Here is a 22,142-nt window from a genome sequence, read left to right on the forward strand (position 1 = left end):
TTCGTCAAAACGATGAAACGCGATTACGTCGCCTTCATGCCGAAGCCGGATGCGGCGACTGCCGCAAGCAATCTGGCCATCGCATTCGAGCATTACAACGAGAAGCATCCCCATAGCGCGTTGAAATACCGCTCACCACGAGCATTCCGGCGCGCGACGGAATCAGCAACCTTAGTGTGAAGCTGTGTCCGGAATTACAGGGTCAACTCCAGCAGGGCCAGCAGCTGACCGAAGCATAAGCACACGATGCAATCCCTTCGACATCGTTCCGTTAGTGTGTTTAGTGTGTATATACACTAATTGGTATTACCAAACAGATAAACGAGACGTAGGCAAACGTCGATTCGATTCCGGGCTTGCCAATAATCGGTTCAATGCGGCAGAAACAGCGAGTCAAGTGTGGCAGCCTGTTTGTCCTTCAAAGACCTTGAGTGTCCGTTTCGATTCTCTACAATTCCACACATAGCGCACTGGCCAGATCACGGTTATGAAGCGCGCTACCCGTTTCGATGGAGGACGCGATGAGCTATCACCTTGAGGGTCGCCTGCTTGAAGTTTGCAACTGCCGCGTGCTCTGTCCTTGCTGGATTGGTGAAGACGCCGATAATGGAACGTGCGATTCCATCGTCGCGTGGCACATGGATCAAGGCACAATCAACGGCGTCGATGTCGCAGGCAATACGGTTGCCACGGTATGCCACATTCCGGGCAACATCATGCAGGGCAACTGGTCGGTGGCGGTCTTCATCAGCGACCACGCGTCGAAGGAACAGGAAGAGGCACTGCTGAACGTCTTCACGGGACAGGCTGGCGGTCCTGTCGCGGAACTTGCCAAATTGATCGGCACGGTGGTGTCGGTGGAACGCGCACCAATCGGCTTCGATGTCGTCGGCGGAAAGGGCACGCTCAAGATCGGCGCCGACTATTACGCCGATCTCGAACCGTATCTGGGACCTACCGGCGCAACTACGACCCTGACCGATACCATATTCTCTACAGTACCGGGAGCGCCGGTGTTCGTCGGCAAAGCCCCTGTCTACCGCGCGAAGAACGAAGCGCTGGGGATCAACCTCGACCTGAAGAACCATAACGCGCTGCAAAGCACCTTCCAGTTCGACGCGTGACCGGGTTCCAGGTGCTGCCATTCACGACGGCGGCACCGTCACAACGCCGATTAGCGGAGCCGAACATGCGCGGCATGTCGCGTCATCGACGCATCTTCGTGCCCGTGGTGGGCAGCGTAGTCGTGCTCGCGTGGACCATCTTGTGGCTCTGGTCGCGCAGCCCCTACGGACGCTATCTGGATCACGGCGACTGGGCATCGTCGGGGCCCGCGGCGGTATTGTGCCGGGCCGTCCCCGGCGGGTCTCCGGTCGTGCAAGCCGTGCTATACGCGCTGTCGTGGACGCTGATGATCACGGCGATGATGCTCCCCACCACACTGCCTCTGTTCAATGCATTCGAGCGCGTGGTCGCGGGGCGGTCCGACCAGTTGCGCCTGCTGTCTCTACTCTGCCTCGGTTACATCGTGACGTGGAGCGCGTTCGGGTTGCTCGCGCATGGCCTTCACGCGCTCTTGCTGAGCACAATCGCGCGCGTGCCTGCGATCAGCGAATACGGCTGGCTGATCGGAGCGGCTACGCTGGCGTGCGCCGGCGCATTCCAGTTCAGCAAGCTCAAGTATCGCTGCCTCGATAAATGCCGCACGCCGCTGAGTTTCGTGATCACGCATTGGCGCGGCCGTACAACGCAGCGCAACGCGTTCGCATTGGGTGCACATCATGGACTGTATTGCGTCGGTTGCTGCTGGGCGCTGATGCTGCTGATGTTCGTGGTCGGCGCAGGCAGTCTCGGCTGGATGCTCATGCTTGCGTCCGTGATGGCGGTCGAAAAAAACATTTCGTGGGGACAGCGACTCAGCGCGCCACTCGGCGTTACATTGTTGACCTGGTCGGTGCTGCTCGTGGCAAGCAATGCCTGAGTCATCTTCGATCCGGCATGCGGAACCCCTGGCGCTCGTATTGAGCGCGTCACAGCACAGCGGCTTGCATGCCGGCCTGGAACGGAACGACCACTAGTGGCGCACGTTGGGCCGGCCTCGGGCATCGCTGCCCCGAACCGGACACGCGCGCCCGGACCCTTGGGGAGTCACTCATGCCAACCCGACCCGCGAATACACCGCACGCGCTGCGCGAAATCTCGCTGATCCGACACGGCGAAACTGCATGGAGCCTCTCGGGCCAGCATACGGGCCGCACCGACATTGCACTGACCAATCGCGGCCGTGAGCAGGCGCTCGCGCTCGTGCCGTTGCTCGGCGAACAGCCGTTCGATGCAGTGCTATCGAGCCCGATGTCTCGCGCCATCGAGACTTGCCGCCTGGCTGGATTCGGCGACCAGATGACCGAAATGTCCGATCTTCGTGAGTGGGACTACGGTATCTATGAAGGACGTACTACCGCGGAAATCCGCGCGACCGAGCCCGACTGGAGTGTGTGGCACTCGCCCATTCCCGAAGGCGAAAACCTCGAACAGGTTCAGATACGGGCAAACTCCGTGATCGAGCGGCTGATGATGATGAAGGGACGCCTGGCCCTGTTCTCGCACGCCCATTTCCTGCGTGCGCTCGCCGGTTGCTGGATGGGCGGCGACGCGTCGCTGGGCGCGCATCTGTATCTCGATACCGCATCAGTCAGCGTATTGGGCTTCGATCATGAAGAACGCGCCATACGGTGCTGGAACGTGCGATGCGCGGCAACTACATGAGGACGATATGTTGCGAAGGCGCGGCACAGGTATGCCGCTTTCAACACCGCGATAGAAAAAAATAATCCGCGGCAACTGTCAGTCTCGTCCGAATACTGAAGTGCCGGCGCAGGTCTTTATCACGCGCATCGTGCTCAATACGGCAAACGACGGACAACGCCTGAAAGACTACACACGCGAAGTCGAGCTTCCCGAAGTAATCCCTGATTAGTTCGGATGCCGAATCAAATAGATGAAAAACACGCGAGCAACAAAAAAGCCACGGGCCTTCTGTTGCTCGCCGTGCCGGCACCGCGCCGCGAGAAAGCGGCCGGTGCGCCAATGCTCAAGCGTCAAGAGGGGGAGCAGCGAAGACGATCAGACGCCGCGCCAAACGGCGCGGCCATTGCCCAATGCGTCACACGCACTGCACCTCGATGCGCATGTCACGACGCGTTGACGGCGTCCTTGAAAGCCTTACCGGCCGTGAACTTCACCGTCTTGGCAGCAGCGATCTGGATTTCCGCGCCCGTAGCCGGGTTGCGGCCCACGCGGGCAGCACGCTGGCCGGTCGAGAACGAGCCAAAGCCGACGAGTTGCACGGAATCACCCGACGTAACCGTGCGCGTGACGACTTCGAGGATCGCGTCGATAGCTGCGCCAGTGGCCGCTTTCGTCTCGCCCGTGCTTGCGGCGACTGCGTCAATGAGTTCCTGTTTGTTCATCTGCTACCTGTGTTGAGTTGAGAAAACTTGCATACCCTACCGCACAAGGGCGAAACAGGCAAATCGCGTTTCATGTCGATACGGTCTTTTATCGGTCACGGAGGGTCGCTGCGCCCCGTTTCGGGGATGGTTCAGATGAACGACCCACCGTCAAACCAGAGCGCGAACGCACCATCCAGATGCGCTAAGTATCTGGCCGGGAACGATTTATGCGCGTTTACGCGCAGCGGGCCCGGCGTCACAGGAACCAGCGATATTCCCGGCTACTGATCGAATTCATGAAGTCGAGATGATCCTGGCGTCGGTTTTCGCAATAAACCATCACAAAATCGTCACCAAGTCCCTCGCGCACTGCCGGATGCTGTCGCATGGCCGCCACGGCCGACAGCATGTCGCCGGGGAAATCGACGCCGCTCGACCGGTTTTCGTTGAGCGGCGCAATCGGTTCATGCCCCGCGTCGAGTCCGTGTTCGATACCCGTAAGAATCGCGGCCAGCACGAGATAAGGGTTTGCGTCAGCGCCTGCGAGACGGTGCTCGATGCGCAGATTCGCGTCGTCGGACTCGGGAATGCGGATACACGCGTCGCGATCCTCGAAACCCCAGCTCGCCCGGCTCGCCGCATTCACCATCGCGCCATACCGCCGGAACGCGTTGTGATTGGGCGCAAATATCGGCATGCAGTGCGGCAGCAGCGCAAGGCATCCGGACACGGCATGGCGGAGTGCACGCTTGCCATTCGCTGCGAGCACATTCTTTCCGGCCTCGTCGTAGAGACTCACGTGTACGTGCATCCCACTGCCCGGTGCGTCGAGCCAGGGTTTCGACATGAAGCTCGCGCGATAACCGTGTTTCATCGCCACGCCACGCGTACTGCGGCAAAAGAGAGCCGACCAGTCGGCGGCGCGAAGCCCATCGTCGCAATGACCGAAATTGATTTCGAACTGGCCCGGTCCGAGTTCTGCGGTGATGACGGTTGCGTCCACGCCCTGCTCGCGCGCCGTGTCGACCATCTCATGCAATACGTCCGAAAAGCGCGAAATGCGCTCGATATGCATGTTCGCCTGATCGTCTTCGTCGTCGCACAGCGGATCGCGCGCATATTGCGGCAGACCGTCCTTGAGCTTGCCGTCGAATAAATAAAATTCCAGTTCGAAGGCCACGACCGGCCGAAGGCCACGACGCTCGAGTCGCTTGAGCACGCGCGCGAGGACCTCGCGCGGTTCGAAGCCGATGGGCGCTTCGGTGCCGTCCGACGTGATCAGCATCTGCGCGAGCGGCTGCTTTTCCCAACGCACGCGCCTGAGCGTGCCAGGCACGAGGCGGCGCACTGCATCCGGGTCGCCGTCATTGAGGCAATAGTCGCCAATCGGATAAATACCACCCTGCGTGCCGAGCAGTATGGTGTTCTGTGGCAACTTCAGCATCGATCCGGCAGCAACCTTTTCAAGCATCTCGATGGGACAGCGCTTGCCGTAGAAATGACCGGGAATGTCGAGGCAGATGAGATCGACGTAGCGCACATCGGCATGTGCTTCGCGAAACGCACGCACTTCGCTGACGAGACCGGCTGCAGGAGATGTCACGGTAGATTCCTTGGTTTCGCAATTGGAAACAGTTGATAGCCTGACTTTATGTACAACTTATTGTTTATCCAGACCGCACGGAATGCGTCGATTGGTGCAAAACACCCGCGATATCAGGTGAATACCCAGAGCACCCGCGCCGCCTTGTCGCCGAGATTCGCGTAGCTGAACCGGCAACGCGCCGGCAACTGGAAGCTGTCGTTTGGCTTGAGCGTGACGGGATCCTGCTCGCCGTCGATCCAGATGGTCAACTCGCCTTCCAGCACGAAACCGCCCTGCTCATCGCTGTCGTCCACTGGGCGATCGCCGCTCGTGGCGCCCGGCTCCAGCAGACTCTCAAGCATCGAAAATCGCGACGACATGGTGGGCGATACGAGCACATCCGTAATGCCACTCGCGTAGTACAGAATGCGACGCTCACCTGGACGCGTCACCCAGGGCAACGCGCGCGGCTTGCTCAAACTGTAGAAATACGTGGTGGGCGTCTGCAGCGCCTCGCCGATGGCGGTCAGATCCGCCACACTCGGTCGTGACAATCCGCGCTCGACCTGCGAAAGAAAGCCAACCGAGCGGCCGACGCGCTTCGACAACTCGCTCAGCGTCACCTTTTTGTGTTTTCGCAGATCGCGAATCAGGATCGCGAGGCCTTCAATTTCTTCTTCCTTGTCCATGCTTGTTTACTCCGTCACACGACGTCCCGCAGGCGATACCACAGCTTGCCTAACGCCTCCAGCGGCGCCGCGAACCGCTCGCCACCCGGAAAGCCCGGATTATGAATGGCCTGGTAAAGCGCAAGCAAGCGGTTATCGCCGAGGATCGCGTCCGTAACGGCGCGCGCCGCCGCGAGTGTGGGCAACACACCGTGCCCGGAGAATCCCTGTAGCCAGTAACGTTGTCCTTCGCACCCGACGTCCGGTGTCCGTCGCATGCTGATGTCGATGTGACCGCCCCACGCGTAATCGAATTCGATGCCGCGCAACTGCGGGAACGCACGCTCGAGATTCGGCCGGGTCGCGGCAGCGATGTCCCGCGGAATGCCGCCGAGATACGTGCATGCGCCGCCAAACAACAAACGATGATCGGGGCTCAGACGGAAATAGTCGGGCACGAACTGGTTGTCGATGACACAGCTATTGCGCGGCAGCAGCGATTTCGCGAGTTGCGGCTCAAGCGGGCGCGTCGCGACCTGATACGTGCCGACGGGCAGCACGCGGCTCGCCAGCCGCCGATCGAGCTGATCGATATACGCGTTGCAGGCAAGCACGAGCGTGTCCGCGCGCACGGTCCCCTGGTTCGTGTTTGCGACATAACCGGAATCGGTCTCGTGCCAGGCCAGCACGCGGCTTTGTTCGAAGATGCGGCCGCCCGCCTGCTCGACAGCGTCGGCGAGTCCGAGCGCCAGCTTGAGCGGGTCAAGATGCCCGCCCTCGGGATCGTAAAGCGCCGCGCGATAACGGCGGCTACCGATCCAATCCGGCATCTCTTCTTCGGGAATGAGGCGCAGCTTGTCGTAACCCCACTTGTGCACGGCTTCGTCGCGCGCCTCTTCCAGCATGCCCACACGACTACGCTTGACGGCCGCCCACAGGCTGCCGGATCGGTAATCGACGTCAAAGCCGTGCCGAACGGGCAATTCGCGCACCTCAGAGGCGGCCCAGCACATGCTGTCCCAGAGTTGACGCGTGCGTTCGACGCCCAATGAACGTTCGAGCGGACCCATGTCGCAGGACCAGCCGAGGATTGCCTGCCCACCGTTGCGGCCCGACGCAGCCCAGGCCACGCGGCTCGCTTCGAGCAACGCGACGCGCTTGCCCGCGAGTGCGAGCCGGAGCGCTGAATGCAGGCCGCTAAACCCGCCGCCGACGATCAGGACGTCGACGTTGCAGTCGCCCTCTAACGCCTTGCGAACCGGCAGTGAGCCGGGCCAGCTACCGGCGTAATAGCTCTCTACGTGATGAGTCGATTCGACGAACATGTCGACGCCCGTGAAAATTGGTTGGTGAAATTTCATGAAAAAATAACACGACAATTTCACGAGCGCAACTCATCGTGTTGCCGCGCGAGGAACCAGGTCGCATGAGTTGTGCGTTCCAGGATGCTCTGCTCGATCTAGTTCCGCACGCTGCCAGAGGATCAGGAATACGGCGCCGCTGTGCCGCGTTTATACCAATGTCGATGCATGGCGTTCGCACACCATGCACTTTGAGTTCGACACCCCGGTAGTTTTGAAGTGAATGCCTCGCTCGAATGCTCTGTGCGGAACTTCCCGCGGGCTTCCCACCAGGAGATCGGCATGAAACGGATTCGGATGGTTCTTGCGTATCTCGTCTGCCTTGGCATGGTCGCGATGTCCGCGTCGGCGGTTGCCGGCAGCGACATGAATCGTAGCGCCGACAGTGCGTCGAGCAGTTCAGGGAATTCTTCCGGGAGTTCCTCAGGCGGTGGCTACTGAACGCCGCAAGACACCTTGCGCGGTCCGTCCCCCGAGGCCGGACCGCTTGCGCACGCATGGCCCGGCCTCGGAGCCGTCTTGAACGCGCACTGACAACGCCCGACGGGGATTGTCGGCGGCCGCCGGGTGACGCCGGTGTTCCGCGAACACACTAAACAGAACGGCGAAGGAAGCAGCAGGAATCAGCATCCTGTACGCCGCCCTACCTCATAGCCACGCCCTGCTTCAGTTCCATTGGCCCGCTGGCAAAAGCATATTCATGGTCGCTACGGATGACCCTGGAAACGCCTGCAAGAGCTAATTGCATTACTTGACGGTGATCGTCCCCTTCATTCCCGCCTCGAAATGCCCGGGTTGAAGGCAAGCGAAATCGAAGGTGCCGGCACGGGTAAATTGCCACACCAGATCGCCGGTCTTTCCAGGCTCGACCGTCACGCTATTGGCGTCCTGATGCGTCATATCTGGCATCGCACGCATCATGTCGGCGTGCTCCTTCAGTTCCTGCCTGGAGCCCAACGTCATCTCGTGGCGTACCGCGCCGGCGTTCTTGACGACGAAGTGGACCGTCTCGCCTTTCTTGACGGCGATAGTCGGCGGTTCGAAGCGCATGGTGTCGAGCATAGTGACTGCGACCGTGCGCGTTGCGTGCTTCGCGTCGCCGGGTCTTCCAGCGGATGAGCCCTCATCATCTCCGTGGACGTGGGCACTGGAACTCGCCCGCGGACTATGTTGTGTCGCCTCCTTCTGAGGTGCCGTGGCGTCTGCAAAGGCGGACGACGAAAGAACGGCAGCCGCGAGCAGGACGACGGTCGATGCCGCGATTACGGCGGCTGAAGGGCGTTGCATGGACTACTCCTATCCAAAGAGAACTCGCAGTCTAGCGTCAGTATCCGGCTCCCGCTATGACGGAAATCCTGCGCGGAAGGGTGCGTAGCTTGTCAGAAAGTTGGCCGCACAAAGTCAGAGGAGCATCCGCAGACCAACGTGACAAGTGGAGCTGCCCTGGTCGCTCGCGTCGCTGCCTGGGATGCTTGACGGCGCGCAGGGGCGCTTCCGCGGCTCGCACGAGCAATGCGGTCTCAACGCTACGACCGACACCGAAGCGATCGCCGCGTGGCTGACGCTGCACGAGCCGCGACACGCGACGCGTTTACTGCAGTGAGACTTGGCGCCTGCTGCTGTGGGTCCTCGGCGAACGCCACGGGCGGCACTCGTCGCGCCCCCATCGCGTACTGCGCCTTCGATCGACGTCGCGCACCGGCTGCACGCCGGGTCGGGCCACCCTGACCGCGCAGCTCGCCCGCGTAACGTCCGAGTGGCGTCCGCTTGCGCGCGAACGCAGCGTGCGCTCCGCGACATACGCGCTGCCCGTCCTGCGCGCACGCTTTGCGCGGCTCGTCGGGCAGCAGCACGTCGTCGTCAATCCGTTCGCCGACGTGACGGTCCGCGGCGGGCTGGCGAGCATCGCGTTCGATGCCGCACAGGCCGTCGATGGCCGCGAGTGGAAGCAAGTGCGCGCACTCGCCGCCGGCTCGTACGCGGCCTGGCCGGACGCGGTCCGCATATACCTGAGTATTTTGTGAAGGGACGTGTGGTCGGCCACAGAACAAGACCGGCGTCCGGGAAATCATTCTGTACATGGCGGCAATGGACGCGATCGCGGACTTCCCTGGCATCGTAGCTAGCGGAACCCACCCCCTACGCCTTAGCCGAAGGCGAACGGTTTGGGAGGCAAGGCTAATCGGTCCCAGTGAGGCGCTGGACACTCCAGACAACGCAACATCGCAATCGCGGTAGTGTGTTGACTGGCGCCTTCGTGTGCATTCGCATCGCCCGGGTTTGTCCTGGCTAGATGCCAGCGCAACCAGGTGCTGCCATGTTGCGTAAGGTCGCACTGCGTTCGCGCGCCGCCAGCGGGCCAAGTGGCTCGCTCAACCACTCCCTCACTCTGCACGGAGGAAGCCATGCAGAAACTGATTACGCGGAGTCTGGCTGGCATGGCCTTCGCCACGCTGTTCTATGGAAGCGCATCGTATGCGGACGGTCCGCCCGAGGCATACGACAACGGCGCGCCGGCCCAACGCAACCTCAAGCCCGGCGACTACCTCGTGAATGCCGACGGCGCGAAGGAAGATCCGAACGCAAGGATGAGCGAAATCGCCCGGGCGTATCGCAACGGCTGGATTCATCGTGGCAACACCGACGACCGGATCCTGAAGGACCTCATCCAGAAGCAGCACGATGCGAACATGGCCGCTGCCCGCGCGGCCATCCCGCCGGTGAGCGGGCCGCCTCCGGCGGCACCGGCGCAGACAGTGCGGCGGTACTTGCCACCGCCGCCGCCATCGTCGTATGTGGACGCCCCGCCGCCTGCGCAGTACGCGCCGCAGATGTATGCGCAACCGATGTACGCCGAACCGCCCGCACCCGTTCAGCCGGTTCAGTACGTGCCGGTGTATCCGCCAGCGCCTCCGGTGTATCAACAGTACCCGCAAGCCGTGTACGCGGCGCCGCCTGGCTGGCCAGTCGTCGCCGTAGCAAGCGCGTACCCCGTGGTGCAGGCCGGATACTACCGGGCACCCTGGTGGTATGGCGGAGGTTATCGTCGGTGGCGCTAGCGATTTTTGCGTGAGCGATCCCGGGCGCGTTACGGTCTGCCCGGACGCCGTTCCAGTAAAAGGATAGCTTCGTACAAGGAGACGCGGGCCTGGCTGGCGATACGCCGGCGTGCTATCCCTCCCCGTCCGGTCGGGCGGGTGCCCGCACGACAATATGAACCTACGCTTACAGCCTCTTGCGGTCGCATCAGTGATGGCGGTATGTGGTTCGTTGTCCGTGTCCGCCATCGCCGCCAGTAGTTCCGGCACGATGACACCGGCGGAATTGAAGGCCGTCAGGGAAGCCTACGAGGCCGGGTACAAGGCCGCGCATGCCGAAGTCCCGGCCAGCCAGTCCGGCGGCGCAGCACAGGAGGCGGCGACCGCACCGCCCCGACACAACATCGTCGACATGAAGGAGACGTACAGCGATGGAGGGGACGTTGAGACGGTACAGGAGATTCCGGTCTCGAGCGCCCCGTTGCCAGCACAAAAGGCGCCAGCGCCCCACGTGGCGAAAGTCGCCCAGGCGCCGCACGCCGCGGCAGCCCCCGCGAAGGTTCCTTCAAGAGACCAGCTGATTGCCGAATTCTGTTCGGCGGCATCGGTTCACGCCGCGGGAAATCCGCCTCCGCAGCCCGCTCACCCAGCCGCTGTGACGGCACGTGAAGATCAGGTCCCCGATGATGGAGAGGATGACAGCCAGGCGCAGGCCGTGACGCCCCAGCAGTTCGAGGCCGATGCGCAAGCCTATGCGCGGGAGATGTCGCGGACCGACGACGCACAAACAGACGCCCAGCCGGCGATACAGACTGCCTCCGCGGAAGCACCGTCGCCTTCGGGTCCAGCAGCTCCGCGACGCTTCTGGTCCGCGCAATACCATACCTGGATCACGGTCGGGAATTCTGGCCAGTGATGCGGTATCGGGTGCCGCTGGTTGCGCGGCGGCACCCGGTTTCGTACGCCTCTTCTGTTGTTTATTTTCGGCACTGCGCTCGTCAGTCGCCCGGCGGCACGCTGTATCCCATATCGAATCGCGTGCATCTGGCAATGCACAATGAATTTTGCCGAACAAGGCGCGCCGAAATTGTCGTTGCGAGCCGGAACGTGAATGGACCACGCTTGCGCTCGCAATCGCTAACGCTTGCGCATCTGTCCGACGAGTTTGCCGATCCCTCGCGAAAGTCGCGCAATCTGCCTGTACTGCTCGATCAGATCGACGGCCAATTGATAGTCCAGCACGTCTGATTTCTGCGCCAGTTGCACATTACCGAGAATGCTCTGCCGCGTCTGCGCAACGAGCGCCTTGATCTCGGGCTTGGTGCCAAAGGTTCGAGACGCGGGACGCGCATTTGTATCCGCGTCGCCATCGGCATCCACGTCCGCGTCTGTTTGCGCGTCGCCGATCGCCTCGACGACCTGTGCCAGATTCTGAATCACGACTTCGGCGAATCGCGAATTCGCAACGCCTTTCAGACGCGTGAATTCAATATTCTGCGTCAGCCGTTGTTGACTCATGGACATCAGATTCGTCCCGATAATGGCACTGATGTTCTCGAGACTCGTGACGATCTGCGTAAAGCAGACTAGCTGTACGCCTTCCTGCTCTGATGGTTCATCCTGCGAAATTAGTCCGATGTAATAGAGTATTTCGGCAGCGAGCCGGTCCACCTCCTTGTCCCGATCGAGCAGCGTATTGATCTCTTCGATGGACCCGCCCACGACGACGTGTGCGCCGCTGCGCACGATATCGACGACCTCATTGCCCAACCGGCTCGATTCCATCCGGACGCGCTGAAGCCCAAGCGAAGGCATCTCCAGGGACGATTTGTCGAGATAGACCGGGTCGCCGATCCGTTTCTTCTCCCGCGCGCGCGGACGAACGATCAAGCGCGCGAACCGGGCGATCCAGTCCGAGAACCAAATTAGCACCAGGGTATTGCTCACGCTGAAAATCGTGTGGATGTTGGCGACCTGCCGCGGCGTTTCGGCTGCCAGCCTGGCAACACCTTCCAGTTCCGGGAACGACGGCGAGACGAACCGGCCCATTTCTGCCATCTGCGGAATGAAAAACGCCCAGACCACCACACCAAGGACATTGAATATGAGGTGTACGACAGCCACCTGAAGGGCTTCCGCCGACTTGCCTATCGCAGCAAGCAACGCCGTTCCGCAAGTGCCCACATTCGCACCGAGAATCAGTGCGATACCGGCTTCAAGCGGCATCAACCCCTGTGCACCGAGGGCAATGACAATGCCCAATGTCGCGGCAGAGCTTTGCACGATCGCGGTAAAGACGGCGCCGACCACAATACCCAGCACTGGATGCTTCATGTCCTGCATCGCATCGATGAACGGGGGGAAGGTTCTCAGCGGACGCGTGGCGTCGCCCATGAACTCGATGCCGATAAACAGCAGCCCCAACCCCATCACGATTTCGCCGGCCCGGCGAATCAGCATGCGCTTGCCGAATGCGTACATGACGAACCCGGCAGCCAGCATGAAAGGCGCCAGCCTGGAAACATCGAACGCAATGATTTGAGCCGTGACCGTCGAGCCGATGTTCGCGCCCATGATCATCGGCACCGACTGCGTCAACGTCATCAATCCAGCGGAAACGAAGCCGACCATCAACACGGTCGTGATCGTGGACGAGTTCAGCAGCGCAGTCACCACTGCACCGGCCAGTACGCCCCGGAAGCGGTTGGCCGTGAGCTCGCCGAGCCATGCCTGCAGTCTCGAGCCGGCGATGGCCTTGAAGCCTCCGGTCATGAATTGCAGGCCCAGCAAAAAGAGCGCAAGTCCACCGACAAGAAGGCCGGACATGTGGACCAGATTCAGGTTTGCCTGATCGATAGACGAGGGATCGGGAGTCATGTCGTTGCGCCTCGCGTCATTGCGTACCCACGCTGTCTGCCCGCTTCAATGTTCACGCGATCTCGTGCCCGTCCGGTTCCGCACCGGCACGACGAAAGCCCCGTTGATCCGGATCGCGACCGTCAACCCGCCTATTCTGTTTCAAAACGGGAAAACGGGGCGGATCCCGGTCATGCGCGGCTCATGCACGATCACTGCGCCGTCGAACTGCGTGCCACTCACCCGTGCTTTACCGGCTTCCGGCACGCGAACCGTAATCGACCACCGTGTCTGCCACCTCGACTGGAATTGCTGATGACTTCATTGGCCCGCTTGCACATTGCACCGCAGCAGCGCAGCACACGCTGTCTTTCCAGCTCGGCGCCGAACGCCTGCGATGGGCAGCACCACCGCGTTTGTTCATCTACGGCAGCGTGCGATCAGGCGGCGACAAAATCCTCGCCGGCTCACAAGCAACGTTCGCTTCTTCGGCATCAAATCACGGGCGACGGATATTCAATGCGTGCGCGAACAAAGGTTGCCTCATCAACAACCTTGAAGGCAGACCGCGAACGGCGAACCGGCCCCTTTGTATTCGCCTTTGCGCCGCTGAAATGCGCTGTTTCGTCGTGATTTTTAAGTCACGTTTAAGCAGCTATGAGTACCTTACGCCCCATTGGTCAACCTCCCTTTTCATCATAGCCATGACTACCAGCAAAAATCGGAACCGCGGATTGATCGTCGGTGTTGCAGTGGCGGTCGCCGGCGCCTATCTCGTGGGTCACGAACGTGCCCGCGCAGACGAGGACAGCAGCGCAAAAACCACTCTGTCCAGTCCTGCAGCCGGCAACAATCAGGCCCCGAATTTTTCGGCGATCGTGGCGAAGTACGGCCCGGCGGTCGTGCACGTCGAGGCCAGAAGCGATGAACAAACGTCCGACGGCGGTCATTCCGGCGCCCTGGGAACGGGATTCATCGTCAGCCAGGACGGCTACATACTGACGAATAATCACGTTGTCGAAGGCGCGGCCCGAGTGACGATCAAGCTCTCGGATGGCCGCAAATTCCCGGCGCAGGTGATTGGCACGGACAAGGAAGGCGACGTTGCCGTGCTGAAAATCGCCGGCAGCGGATTTCCGACCGTCAAGATCGGCAACCCGGCGGATAGCCACGTCGGCGACTGGGTCGTCGCAATCGGCTCGCCTTACGGCCTCGACAACACCGTGACGTCCGGCATCATCAGCGCGAAATCGCGCACGATGTCCGAAGACAACCCGATGCCGTTTATCCAGACCGATGTCCCCGTGAACCCCGGCAATTCGGGCGGACCGCTCTTCAATCTCAACGGCGAAGTCATCGGCATCAATTCGATGATCTACTCGCGCACGGGCGGATTCCAGGGGCTCTCATTTGCCATTCCGATCGACGAAGCCATGCACATCAAAGACCAGATTGTCGGGTCCGGACACGCATCGCATGCCCGCCTCGGCGTTGCCGTTCAAGCGCTCGATTCCTCCACGGCGAGCCAACTCGGACTGAACTCGACGCATGGTGCGCTCGTAGCGCAAGTCGAGGACGGCAGCCCCGCGCAAGCGGCGGGCGTCCAGCAAGGTGACGTCATCGTCGCGCTCAACGGCCAGGAAATCGCAACGCCAGCCGAGCTGCGCGCACGCGTCTCGCACCTCGAATCCGGCGCGAATACCAAGCTGACCGTGCTGCGCGATGGCGCAAAGCGTACGCTCACGCTCGCTGCCAGCGGCGACGCGGCAGGCAACGCAGCGCCTCAAACTCGCGCGCAAAGCGAAACACCGCGTCCGCGACTCGGCGTGGCCGTGCGTCAGCTCTCGGACGACGAAGCCGCGCAGATCGGTGTCGATGGCGGCGTGCTCGTCGCGCGCGCGTCGGGTCCGGCGGCAGCGGCGGGCGTTAGCCCCGGTGACGTGATCCTCGCGGTCAACGGCGTCGAGGTGAGTAACGTCGAGCAGTTGCAGCAGACCATTGCCGACGCGCGTGGCAAGGTGTCGATCGTGGTCTATCGCGACGGCCAGCAATTGACGCTCAAGGCACAACTCGCGAACACGCGCGAGGGTTGAACGCGCCACACATCGATTGCGTCGATTGCGTCGATGTCACGGCGAGACGGCAGGCGAAGCGTCACTGGCGCTTGCGCGGGAAAAGGGTACGCGAGAACAGGTACCTCAACCCGCCAGGCACCTGCGGCGCTTCGACGGCCTGCCACGCCAGCAGGCCGGGGACGAAGATGACCACGTCGCGGATACGCCGCGCCCCGGCCAATGCGAGACATAACGCGGGATCGAGTCCGAGCGCCCCGCCGATCACGATGAATCCGCCTTCTTGCACGCCCACCGCGCCGGGAACGAAAAACGCCGCGCTGCTGAGCGCCTGAATCAGCGATTCGATGACAAGTGCTTCCACGAATGTGACGCGCGCGCCAAGAAAAAACAGCGCTGCCCAGATTTCGAACGACGTAATCGTGTAATGCAGCGGCTGCCAGAAAAACAGATAGCGAATAACGGCCCCGCGACGACGCCAGACCTCCTTGATAGCTTCATCCACCTGCCACGAAGCAGTGACGGTGCCGACAAGCTTGCCGCTCAACATACGGTCGAGCACGCGCGTCACCCGCTCGAACGGATTTGCGTGCTGGATTAGCGCGAAGGCCGCCAGCAGCGGCGCTAGAACGGCAACGCCCAGGGCGAGATCGCCCGCAAGTCGAAGGTCGCCCGACTCCCCGTGACTAAACAGAAAGCCGATGCCGACAATCGTGAACATCAACTGACTGATTACCGTTAGCTGCGTATCCACGATCAGACTGGATGCAGCGAGGGGAACGGGCACGCCGCGTCGCAGCAGGAGGCGAAAGGCTTCGATATCGCCGCCCACGCGTATCACGGGGAGCAGGCTATTGACGGACTCGCGGATCCAGGTCAGCAAAAACAGGAACCGTAACGGCGGCCGGCTCACGCGCTCGAAAAGGATTTGCCACGCGCGTGCGTTGCTCAAGATGTGCAGCACGTGAATCAGCGCGGCAAGGACCAGTCCCCAACCAGCAGCATGCAGCGCCGCGAGGACAGCACGTGGATCCTCGTGCCACAGCAACCAGAGTGCAAGGCCCGCACCCGCAAGCGCGGCGAGACCTCCCACGCCTTTCATGGGAACGCTGGACAAGACCGGGCGCAGCACGAAACGTGCAGCAGCGAACTGGCTCGACGAATACTCACGTCCCGAGACCTCCCTTATCCGTCCACTTGCGCAGCGGGCGCGGGCGCCATCTTCGCTCTTGAACGCAGCATCTGACGTGGAAGCGTCTCGCGCGAGAGTGACCATATCGAATACAGCACGCCTTGCTGACGCAGCGCGTTGACCGCTGCCTGCACGTTGCCGTGCCTGAACGCCTGAAGCGCATCGGCCACGGCTATGGCGCCGTGCATCAGCACGCTGGCATGCCGATAGCACGACATCGTGCACGCGTTACAGGGCTCCGTTTCATCGGGGAGGTCATCCAGGTCGAAAACCGAACCCATAGGCTCGGACCACGCTTCGCACCGCCAGATGTCGAGATTCCAGTCGATATAAAAGTACTTTCTCCCGCCTATGCACGGCACGCGCTGTTCTTCGCCGCGCACGAAACGTTCCACCTCGGCGAGCGCTCCAGACGGATCGAGCACGCGAAAGTGGCGCTTCATTCGAACAATGGCGCGCAAGGCATCGAGCAATTCCTGCGTATCGAGGTCGATTAGCTTCGACGCTTCATCGTAGACGAGCGACGTGGATCCGAAGGGTGCGCGCCGCGGATATGAGAATGAGACGGCATCGAAACCAAGTTCCGCAAGCGTCTCGGGAAGCGCGTCATAACGGACGAGCCGGCTGACTGTCACAGAAGCACAGGTGAAGATGCCATGCGCGCGCGCCGCAGCAAGGCCTGCGCTGATTCGCGGGCCGAGTCCGTTTAGTCCTCGATTCAGTTCGTGCTCGTGGATGTTGGGGCTATCGATAGAAACGAGCAAACGCTTGAGACCTGCTTGCGCGAGACGCTCGATATGGCGGGGAAGAAACCAGCCGTTCGTGATGATTGCGCACACCATGCCTGCCTGCGAAGCCGATGCGACGAGTGCATCGATATCCGGATGAACAAGCGGCTCGCCCCCCTGAAACGTGACGTACTTGATGCGGCGGCGTCGCAGGATCGGCAGCGCGCGTGCAAACGCGTCGGGGTCCAGGTAGCGTCGCGGACCTGCGAGTTTTTTGTCGCGCGAAAAGCCACAGAAATCGCAGGCAGCGTTACATACGTTGGTGACTGAAATGTCGCAGACGGCCGGAATAAAATTATCTGGCGCGGTGGCCGCGGTGGCCGTCGTGGCCGCCTTGGCAATAGTCACCGGTTCGGGAGTTGTCGATAACTTCATATCCACGTCGCCCCATGAGTGAACTCAACTATTGGGCATGACCACCCCCTCCTGCTGGGGGGCCACGGAACCTTTCAATGCGGGTATAGACCGGATAACGAGCTTTTCAAGCTCAACCACGAGGAAAAACAGGAATGCTCCGGCAACGAGCCAGATCCACGCCGACATGGGTAGACCCTCTGTGTCGAAGATTGCCTGAAACGGTAGTGCATAGGTGAACAGAAGCTGCAGCACCACGACGCCAGCTATGCCGTACCACATGTAAGGATTACCCATGTGCGCACGCACGGACAGCGATGAATTGAGCAGGTACCGACTGTTGAAAAGATAAAAGACCTGACCCAGCGTGATGGCATTGACAGCAGCCGTGCGCGCCATCTGATCCGAAGTTCCCTGGGCCTTCATCCAGAAGAACGTCGCGAGCGTATAGATCACGAGCGCCGCGCCGACGAACAGGATGCGCCAGATACCGAAACGGGTGACGATGGGCCGGTCGACTTCACGCGGTGGCCGGCGCATGACGTCTGCCTCGTGCGGCTCGAAAGAAATCGCGAGGCCGAGCGCGACGGACGTGACCATATTCACCCACAGCACCTGAGGCGCCGTAATTGGCAGCGTGAAGGCGAACAGGATTGCCACCGCGATCACGACGCCCTGGGCGACATTGGTTGGCAGAACGAATAACATCGCTTTCTCGATGTTGTTGTAGACCGTGCGCCCCTCCTTCACGGCTGCGGAGATCGAGGCAAAATTATCGTCGGCGAGGATCATCCCCGCTGCTTCCTTCGTTACCTCGGTACCCTTGATGCCCATTGCGACGCCAACGTCTGCCTTCTTGAGCGCCGGCGCGTCGTTGACGCCGTCGCCTGTCATGGCGACGACCTGCCGGTTGGCCTGAATGGCCTTCACCAGCCTCAGTTTGTGCTCCGGACTCGCACGGGCAAAGACATCGACGTCACGCACGCATTCCTGCAGCGCCGCATCGTTCATCGCCTCGATCTCCGCGCCGGCCACGGCCGTCTTCCCGTCGCCAATCCCAAGCATTCTTGCGATCGCGGCCGCAGTGATCTTGTGGTCGCCCGTGATCATCGTGACGCGAATACCACCGCCGTAGCATTCGCGCACGGCTTCAATCGCTTCCTTGCGCGGCGGGTCCATGAGGCCCACGAGGCCTAACAGCACGAGCGTTTTCGGCAAGTGCTGCGGACCCAGCCCGCCCGCTTCGAGTCCCGGGTTCGGCAGCCACGCAAGCCCCAGCACGCGATTTCCCTGCGCAGCAAGCCGGTCACCCTCCCTCGCGAAACGGTCGCGATCGAGCGGCGCTGGACCTTGCGCCGTCTGCTGCCGGTCGCAATGCTCGATGATCACTTCCGGTGCGCCCTTGACCAGCAACATCTCGCCGTGCGTCGAGCGATTCAGCGTCGCCATGAACTTGTGCTCGGACTCGAAAGGGATCGCGTCGATTCGCGGTGCGGCGGCCGTCTCTGCGGTCCGGTCCATGCCGAGCTTGGTGGCGAACGGATAGAGAGCGGCCTCGGTTGGGTCGCCCTCGACTTTCCATTTACCGTCATCTTCGAAGAGTGCAGCGTCGTTGCACAGAATGGACACGCGACCCATCAGCGAAAGCACCTCGGGGGCGGCGCCGAGCCGCGTACCGCTCTCGTGAATCTCGCCTTCTGGCGCATAGCCGTTGCCGGTCACCGCATAGGCCGACTCCGCCGTCACGACGGAGGTCACCATCATTTCCATCAGGGTTAGCGTACCGGTCTTATCGGAGCAGATGCGCGAAACGGAACCTAGCGTCTCGACCATCGGCAGGCGGCGAATGATGGCGTTGCGCTGAGCCATGCGCTGCACGCCAATGGCGAGTGTGATGGTGATCAGCGCTGGCAGGCCTTCCGGAATGACCGACACCGCAATGCCGACGACGGCCTGAAATAGTTCGACGAACGTCATGTGTCCGAGCCAGTGGCCCCACGCGAAGAGCAACGCGCTGACGCAGACGATGACCACCGTGATGACGTAGCCGAACTTCTTGATCTGGCGTAGCAGCGGCGTCTCGAGCACGCTGACTTCGGCGAGCATCTGATTGATCCGGCCGAGTTCAGTCTGGCTCCCAGTCGCCACGACGATACCGGTCGCCCGGCCGGACACGATCATCGTGCCGGAAAAAGCCATGTTCTCGCGGTCGCCGACCGTGGCTTTCGCGGATACCGCAGCGGCGCTCTTCTCGGACGGAACGGATTCGCCCGTGAGCGCCGCTTCCTCAGTCCGCAGGTTCTTGGTGTCGGCAAGGCGGATGTCCGCGGGAATCTTGTCGCCCGATTCCAGAAGCACGATGTCGCCCGGCACAACGTCTTCGGCCGGGATCAGGCGAACCGCGCCGTCACGCAAAACGCGCGCTTCCGCAGAAAGCATGTTGCGAATCGAATCGAGCGCCTTTTCGGCACGCCCCTCCTGGATGAAGCCCAGCAGCGAGTTGAGGATGACGACGGCGAAGATGATCGAGGCGTCGAGCCACAGACTCAGCATCAGCTTGACGAAGCCGGACACCAGCAGGACGTAAATGAGGATGTTATGAAACTGCGCGAGGAACCGTATGATAGGCCCACGTTTCTTGCCCTTCGGCAGGAGGTTCGCCCCGTACGTGCCCAGCCGTTTGGCAGCTTCTCCGGCATCGAGGCCTTGCGAAAGATCGGTGTTGAGTTGCCGCTCGAGCTCGCCTACTGGCATCGCGTGCCACGCCGTCGCATCCACGCCTGAAGCCGCAATCCCAGACATGTTCATTCGCCGCTCCTGATTGCAGGGGGTTTCGGTCCAGGGCATCGGCCCCAACCATCAGGACCGCTCGTTGGCTGATCGGCTCCGTCACTTACTCACCCTGACCGCGAAGATATACCGCAGTTCGCGAGGCGAGGCTCGCAAGCCGGCCAGGCGCCGCACAGCCAGCGATAGTGACCAGGCATTCGCGCTGCAACACGACCGGATGCTTTGTCATCGGCTCAGTCCGGGCAAGCGAGGCGTCTGCCTGCACCGGACGAGCAGCTAAAGGAAACAAGCCGGCAAATTCGGCTTCCGCGTATTGCCGGCGGCGTCGATCCTTCGTCCGTCAATGAGGCGGAAAAATGCCCGGTCCTGCCTGACCGCCAGACAACCCCGATTCGCCAACGGATGGATGCGAGCTGCGGAGGCGATCGTGCAGCCACGCGTCGAAAGCGTCCTGCACTTCGGCATGCCGCAGAGCAAAGTCGACCGTTGCCTGGAGGTAACCCAGCTTGGTGCCGCAGTCATAGCGCTTGCCAACAAACTCGTAGGCGAGCACCTGCTCATCCTTGAGCATCGAATGAATCGCGGGGGTTAGCTGGATCTCTCCGTTCCCGGCAGGCACCAAAGCGCGCAAATGCTCGAAGATGCTGGGCATCAGCACATAGCGCCCGGCAACGCCGAAGCTCGATGGTGCGGCTTCCGGCGTCGGCTTTTCCACGATACTGGAAACGTTGATCACACGTTCATCCCAATGTCGTCCATCGATCACGCCATGGCTCGACGCTTCATGCGAAGCGAACTCCTCGACGGCCAGAACCGATGAATCGTAGTGGCTGAAAATATGAACCATTTGCGCGAGGACCGGCGGCTGTCCCGTAAGCAGATCATCAGCGAGAATGATCGCAAAGGGCTCCCCGTCGATCAGCTTCTCCGCGCACAGCACAGCATGGCCGAGACCGAGCGGTTCGGCTTGCCGGACGTAGACACATTCAACCTCCGGGGGCTTGATGCTCTGCACGAGTTCAACGAGCTTCTGATTTCCACGCGCTCTCAGCACATGCTCAACCTCGTAGGACTTGTCGAAATGATCTTCGATGACCCGTTTGCCGCGGCCAGTAACGAAGATCAATTCAGTGATTCCTGCGGCTATCGCTTCTTCAACGGCGTACTGGATGAGTGGCTTGTCGATGACCGGCAGCATTTCCTTCGGACTCGCCTTGGTCGCCGGCAGAAAACGCGTATCGATTCCCGCCACAGGGAACACAGCTTTATGAACACCAAGCATAATGGACTCACCCTATCAGGTAGGGGAAACAAAACGGCATCGAGCATCGCCTGGATCCGTGACACCGCAGCCTCGCCACACCCGCCAACCGACGGTCGAACTGCGCTCCCACGCACAACGTTAGCCAACTTCAAATCGCTCTTGCCTGCCCCCTTACGAAACAAGGCCTCATCGGCATGCGTCAGGCTAGCCGCCGAATCCCGTTCGCCGCGCACTGGCACGGTTTCACCGATGCCAACCGAACTTGTCGTGCCGGTACCGGCGGCTGAGCTTCTTGAAGAAGTTGGAACCAGGAATTAAAGCCAAATTTCAATTCAGACCGGTAAAAACTTTCCTGGCAACACGATAAAACGCACTGACAAGCGGTAAATCATTCCGCGCCTCCGCGCAGCGCACTTCAGAAATAAATCTATCTTCAGGAGAGCATCGACACTTTGGCGAATGATAGCTGTAAATTCAATGAATTCCCGCGATATTAATTGGCCGTTTTGCGCAATTGAACGATTAACCGTTTCAGAAATTAGTCTGGAAATCATCGGGGCACCGGTGCAATCCGGGTCAAGTCGCGCTAAACGGGCCGTGGAGGCTTGCAGCGATAAGCACCATAAGTCCGCGTTGTCATTGTAGGACCGCTGCGGCGCTCGGTGATGGCCTCGACGTTGCGGTGCTACGAACGCGTCCTGATATCGCTCCGTCACCTGGAT

Annotated in this window: 20 protein-coding genes; 10 read left to right on the forward strand and 10 right to left on the reverse strand. The window is 61.2% G+C overall.

Features of this window, described 5'->3' with window-relative positions; all coding sequences use genetic code 11:
• The 4 genes from D1Y85_RS22430 to D1Y85_RS22445 form a co-directional block, all read left to right on the forward strand.
• Positions 1-180, forward strand: a 180-nt coding sequence (locus tag D1Y85_RS22430) for an integrase core domain-containing protein (protein WP_148089154.1), incomplete at its 5' end; no start/stop codon positions are given.
• Between the two features lie 341 nt (positions 181-521).
• Complete coding sequence (locus D1Y85_RS22435; RefSeq protein WP_124153349.1) at positions 522-1,124, forward strand: DUF1326 domain-containing protein; 603 nt, start codon at positions 522-524, stop codon at positions 1,122-1,124.
• A gap of 65 nt (positions 1,125-1,189) precedes the next feature.
• Positions 1,190-1,981, forward strand: coding sequence for a DUF2182 domain-containing protein (locus D1Y85_RS22440; RefSeq protein ID WP_124153276.1), 792 nt, complete (start codon positions 1,190-1,192; stop codon positions 1,979-1,981).
• A 173-nt stretch (positions 1,982-2,154) separates the two neighbouring features.
• Positions 2,155-2,766 (forward strand): histidine phosphatase family protein, encoded by a 612-nt coding sequence (locus tag D1Y85_RS22445; protein WP_124153277.1) that lies wholly within the window; start codon positions 2,155-2,157, stop codon positions 2,764-2,766.
• 425 nt (positions 2,767-3,191) lie between these two features.
• On the opposite strand, the gene D1Y85_RS22450 is transcribed toward D1Y85_RS22445, so the two are convergent.
• The 4 genes from D1Y85_RS22450 to D1Y85_RS22465 form a co-directional block, all read right to left on the reverse strand.
• Complete coding sequence (locus tag D1Y85_RS22450) at positions 3,192-3,470, reverse strand: HU family DNA-binding protein (protein ID WP_124153278.1); 279 nt, start codon at positions 3,468-3,470, stop codon at positions 3,192-3,194.
• 238 nt (positions 3,471-3,708) lie between these two features.
• Positions 3,709-5,055: a glutamine synthetase family protein gene (locus tag D1Y85_RS22455; protein WP_124153279.1), complete on the reverse strand. Its 1,347-nt coding sequence runs from the start codon at positions 5,053-5,055 to the stop codon at positions 3,709-3,711.
• A 113-nt stretch (positions 5,056-5,168) separates the two neighbouring features.
• Positions 5,169-5,726, reverse strand: coding sequence for a helix-turn-helix domain-containing protein (locus D1Y85_RS22460; protein WP_124153280.1), 558 nt, complete (start codon positions 5,724-5,726; stop codon positions 5,169-5,171).
• 14 nt (positions 5,727-5,740) lie between these two features.
• Positions 5,741-7,030 carry an NAD(P)/FAD-dependent oxidoreductase gene (locus D1Y85_RS22465; RefSeq protein WP_124153350.1) on the reverse strand — a complete coding sequence of 430 codons (1,290 nt, stop codon included), beginning with the start codon at positions 7,028-7,030 and terminating at the stop codon, positions 5,741-5,743.
• A gap of 318 nt (positions 7,031-7,348) precedes the next feature.
• On the opposite strand from D1Y85_RS22465, the gene D1Y85_RS27205 reads away from it, so the two are divergent.
• Positions 7,349-7,507, forward strand: a complete 159-nt coding sequence (locus D1Y85_RS27205; RefSeq protein ID WP_185219085.1) for a hypothetical protein — start codon at positions 7,349-7,351, stop codon at positions 7,505-7,507.
• 306 nt (positions 7,508-7,813) lie between these two features.
• Here the strand turns inward: D1Y85_RS27205 and D1Y85_RS22470 are convergent, their stop codons facing one another.
• Positions 7,814-8,353 (reverse strand): cupredoxin domain-containing protein, encoded by a 540-nt coding sequence (locus D1Y85_RS22470; protein WP_124153281.1) that lies wholly within the window; start codon positions 8,351-8,353, stop codon positions 7,814-7,816.
• A gap of 145 nt (positions 8,354-8,498) precedes the next feature.
• On the opposite strand from D1Y85_RS22470, the gene D1Y85_RS27210 reads away from it, so the two are divergent.
• From D1Y85_RS27210 to D1Y85_RS22485, 4 genes are all read left to right on the forward strand, one after another.
• Positions 8,499-8,669 carry a hypothetical protein gene (locus D1Y85_RS27210; RefSeq protein WP_185219086.1) on the forward strand — a complete coding sequence of 57 codons (171 nt, stop codon included), beginning with the start codon at positions 8,499-8,501 and terminating at the stop codon, positions 8,667-8,669.
• A gap of 181 nt (positions 8,670-8,850) precedes the next feature.
• The gene (locus D1Y85_RS22475) at positions 8,851-9,090 is read left to right on the forward strand and encodes a hypothetical protein (RefSeq protein WP_124153282.1); all 240 of its coding nucleotides are present in this window, start codon (positions 8,851-8,853) and stop codon (positions 9,088-9,090) included.
• 381 nt (positions 9,091-9,471) lie between these two features.
• Complete coding sequence (locus D1Y85_RS22480) at positions 9,472-10,125, forward strand: hypothetical protein (protein WP_246025017.1); 654 nt, start codon at positions 9,472-9,474, stop codon at positions 10,123-10,125.
• Positions 10,126-10,342: 217 nt separating this feature from the next.
• Positions 10,343-11,020 carry a hypothetical protein gene (locus tag D1Y85_RS22485; RefSeq protein WP_124153283.1) on the forward strand — a complete coding sequence of 226 codons (678 nt, stop codon included), beginning with the start codon at positions 10,343-10,345 and terminating at the stop codon, positions 11,018-11,020.
• Between the two features lie 221 nt (positions 11,021-11,241).
• Here the strand turns inward: D1Y85_RS22485 and D1Y85_RS22490 are convergent, their stop codons facing one another.
• Positions 11,242-12,981: a Na/Pi cotransporter family protein gene (locus D1Y85_RS22490; RefSeq protein WP_124153284.1), complete on the reverse strand. Its 1,740-nt coding sequence runs from the start codon at positions 12,979-12,981 to the stop codon at positions 11,242-11,244.
• A 683-nt stretch (positions 12,982-13,664) separates the two neighbouring features.
• Between D1Y85_RS22490 and D1Y85_RS22495 the strand changes: the two genes are divergently transcribed.
• A complete protein-coding gene (locus D1Y85_RS22495) occupies positions 13,665-15,053 on the forward strand; it encodes a trypsin-like peptidase domain-containing protein (RefSeq protein WP_124153285.1) in 1,389 nt (462 codons plus the stop codon).
• Between the two features lie 61 nt (positions 15,054-15,114).
• On the opposite strand, the gene D1Y85_RS22500 is transcribed toward D1Y85_RS22495, so the two are convergent.
• From D1Y85_RS22500 to galU, 4 genes are all read right to left on the reverse strand, one after another.
• Positions 15,115-16,134: a lysylphosphatidylglycerol synthase domain-containing protein gene (locus D1Y85_RS22500; protein ID WP_124153286.1), complete on the reverse strand. Its 1,020-nt coding sequence runs from the start codon at positions 16,132-16,134 to the stop codon at positions 15,115-15,117.
• 83 nt (positions 16,135-16,217) lie between these two features.
• The gene (locus D1Y85_RS22505) at positions 16,218-17,387 is read right to left on the reverse strand and encodes a radical SAM protein (RefSeq protein WP_124153287.1); all 1,170 of its coding nucleotides are present in this window, start codon (positions 17,385-17,387) and stop codon (positions 16,218-16,220) included.
• A 24-nt stretch (positions 17,388-17,411) separates the two neighbouring features.
• Positions 17,412-20,174, reverse strand: coding sequence for an HAD-IC family P-type ATPase (locus tag D1Y85_RS22510; protein ID WP_124153288.1), 2,763 nt, complete (start codon positions 20,172-20,174; stop codon positions 17,412-17,414).
• Positions 20,175-20,496: 322 nt separating this feature from the next.
• Positions 20,497-21,438, reverse strand: coding sequence for a UTP--glucose-1-phosphate uridylyltransferase GalU (galU, locus tag D1Y85_RS22515; RefSeq protein ID WP_124153289.1), 942 nt, complete (start codon positions 21,436-21,438; stop codon positions 20,497-20,499).
• Positions 21,439-22,142: the final 704 nt, after the last annotated feature.

Origin of the sequence: Paraburkholderia dinghuensis, assembly GCF_003837865.1 — a bacterium.
Classification (GTDB): Bacteria; Pseudomonadota; Gammaproteobacteria; order Burkholderiales; family Burkholderiaceae; genus Paraburkholderia; species Paraburkholderia dinghuensis.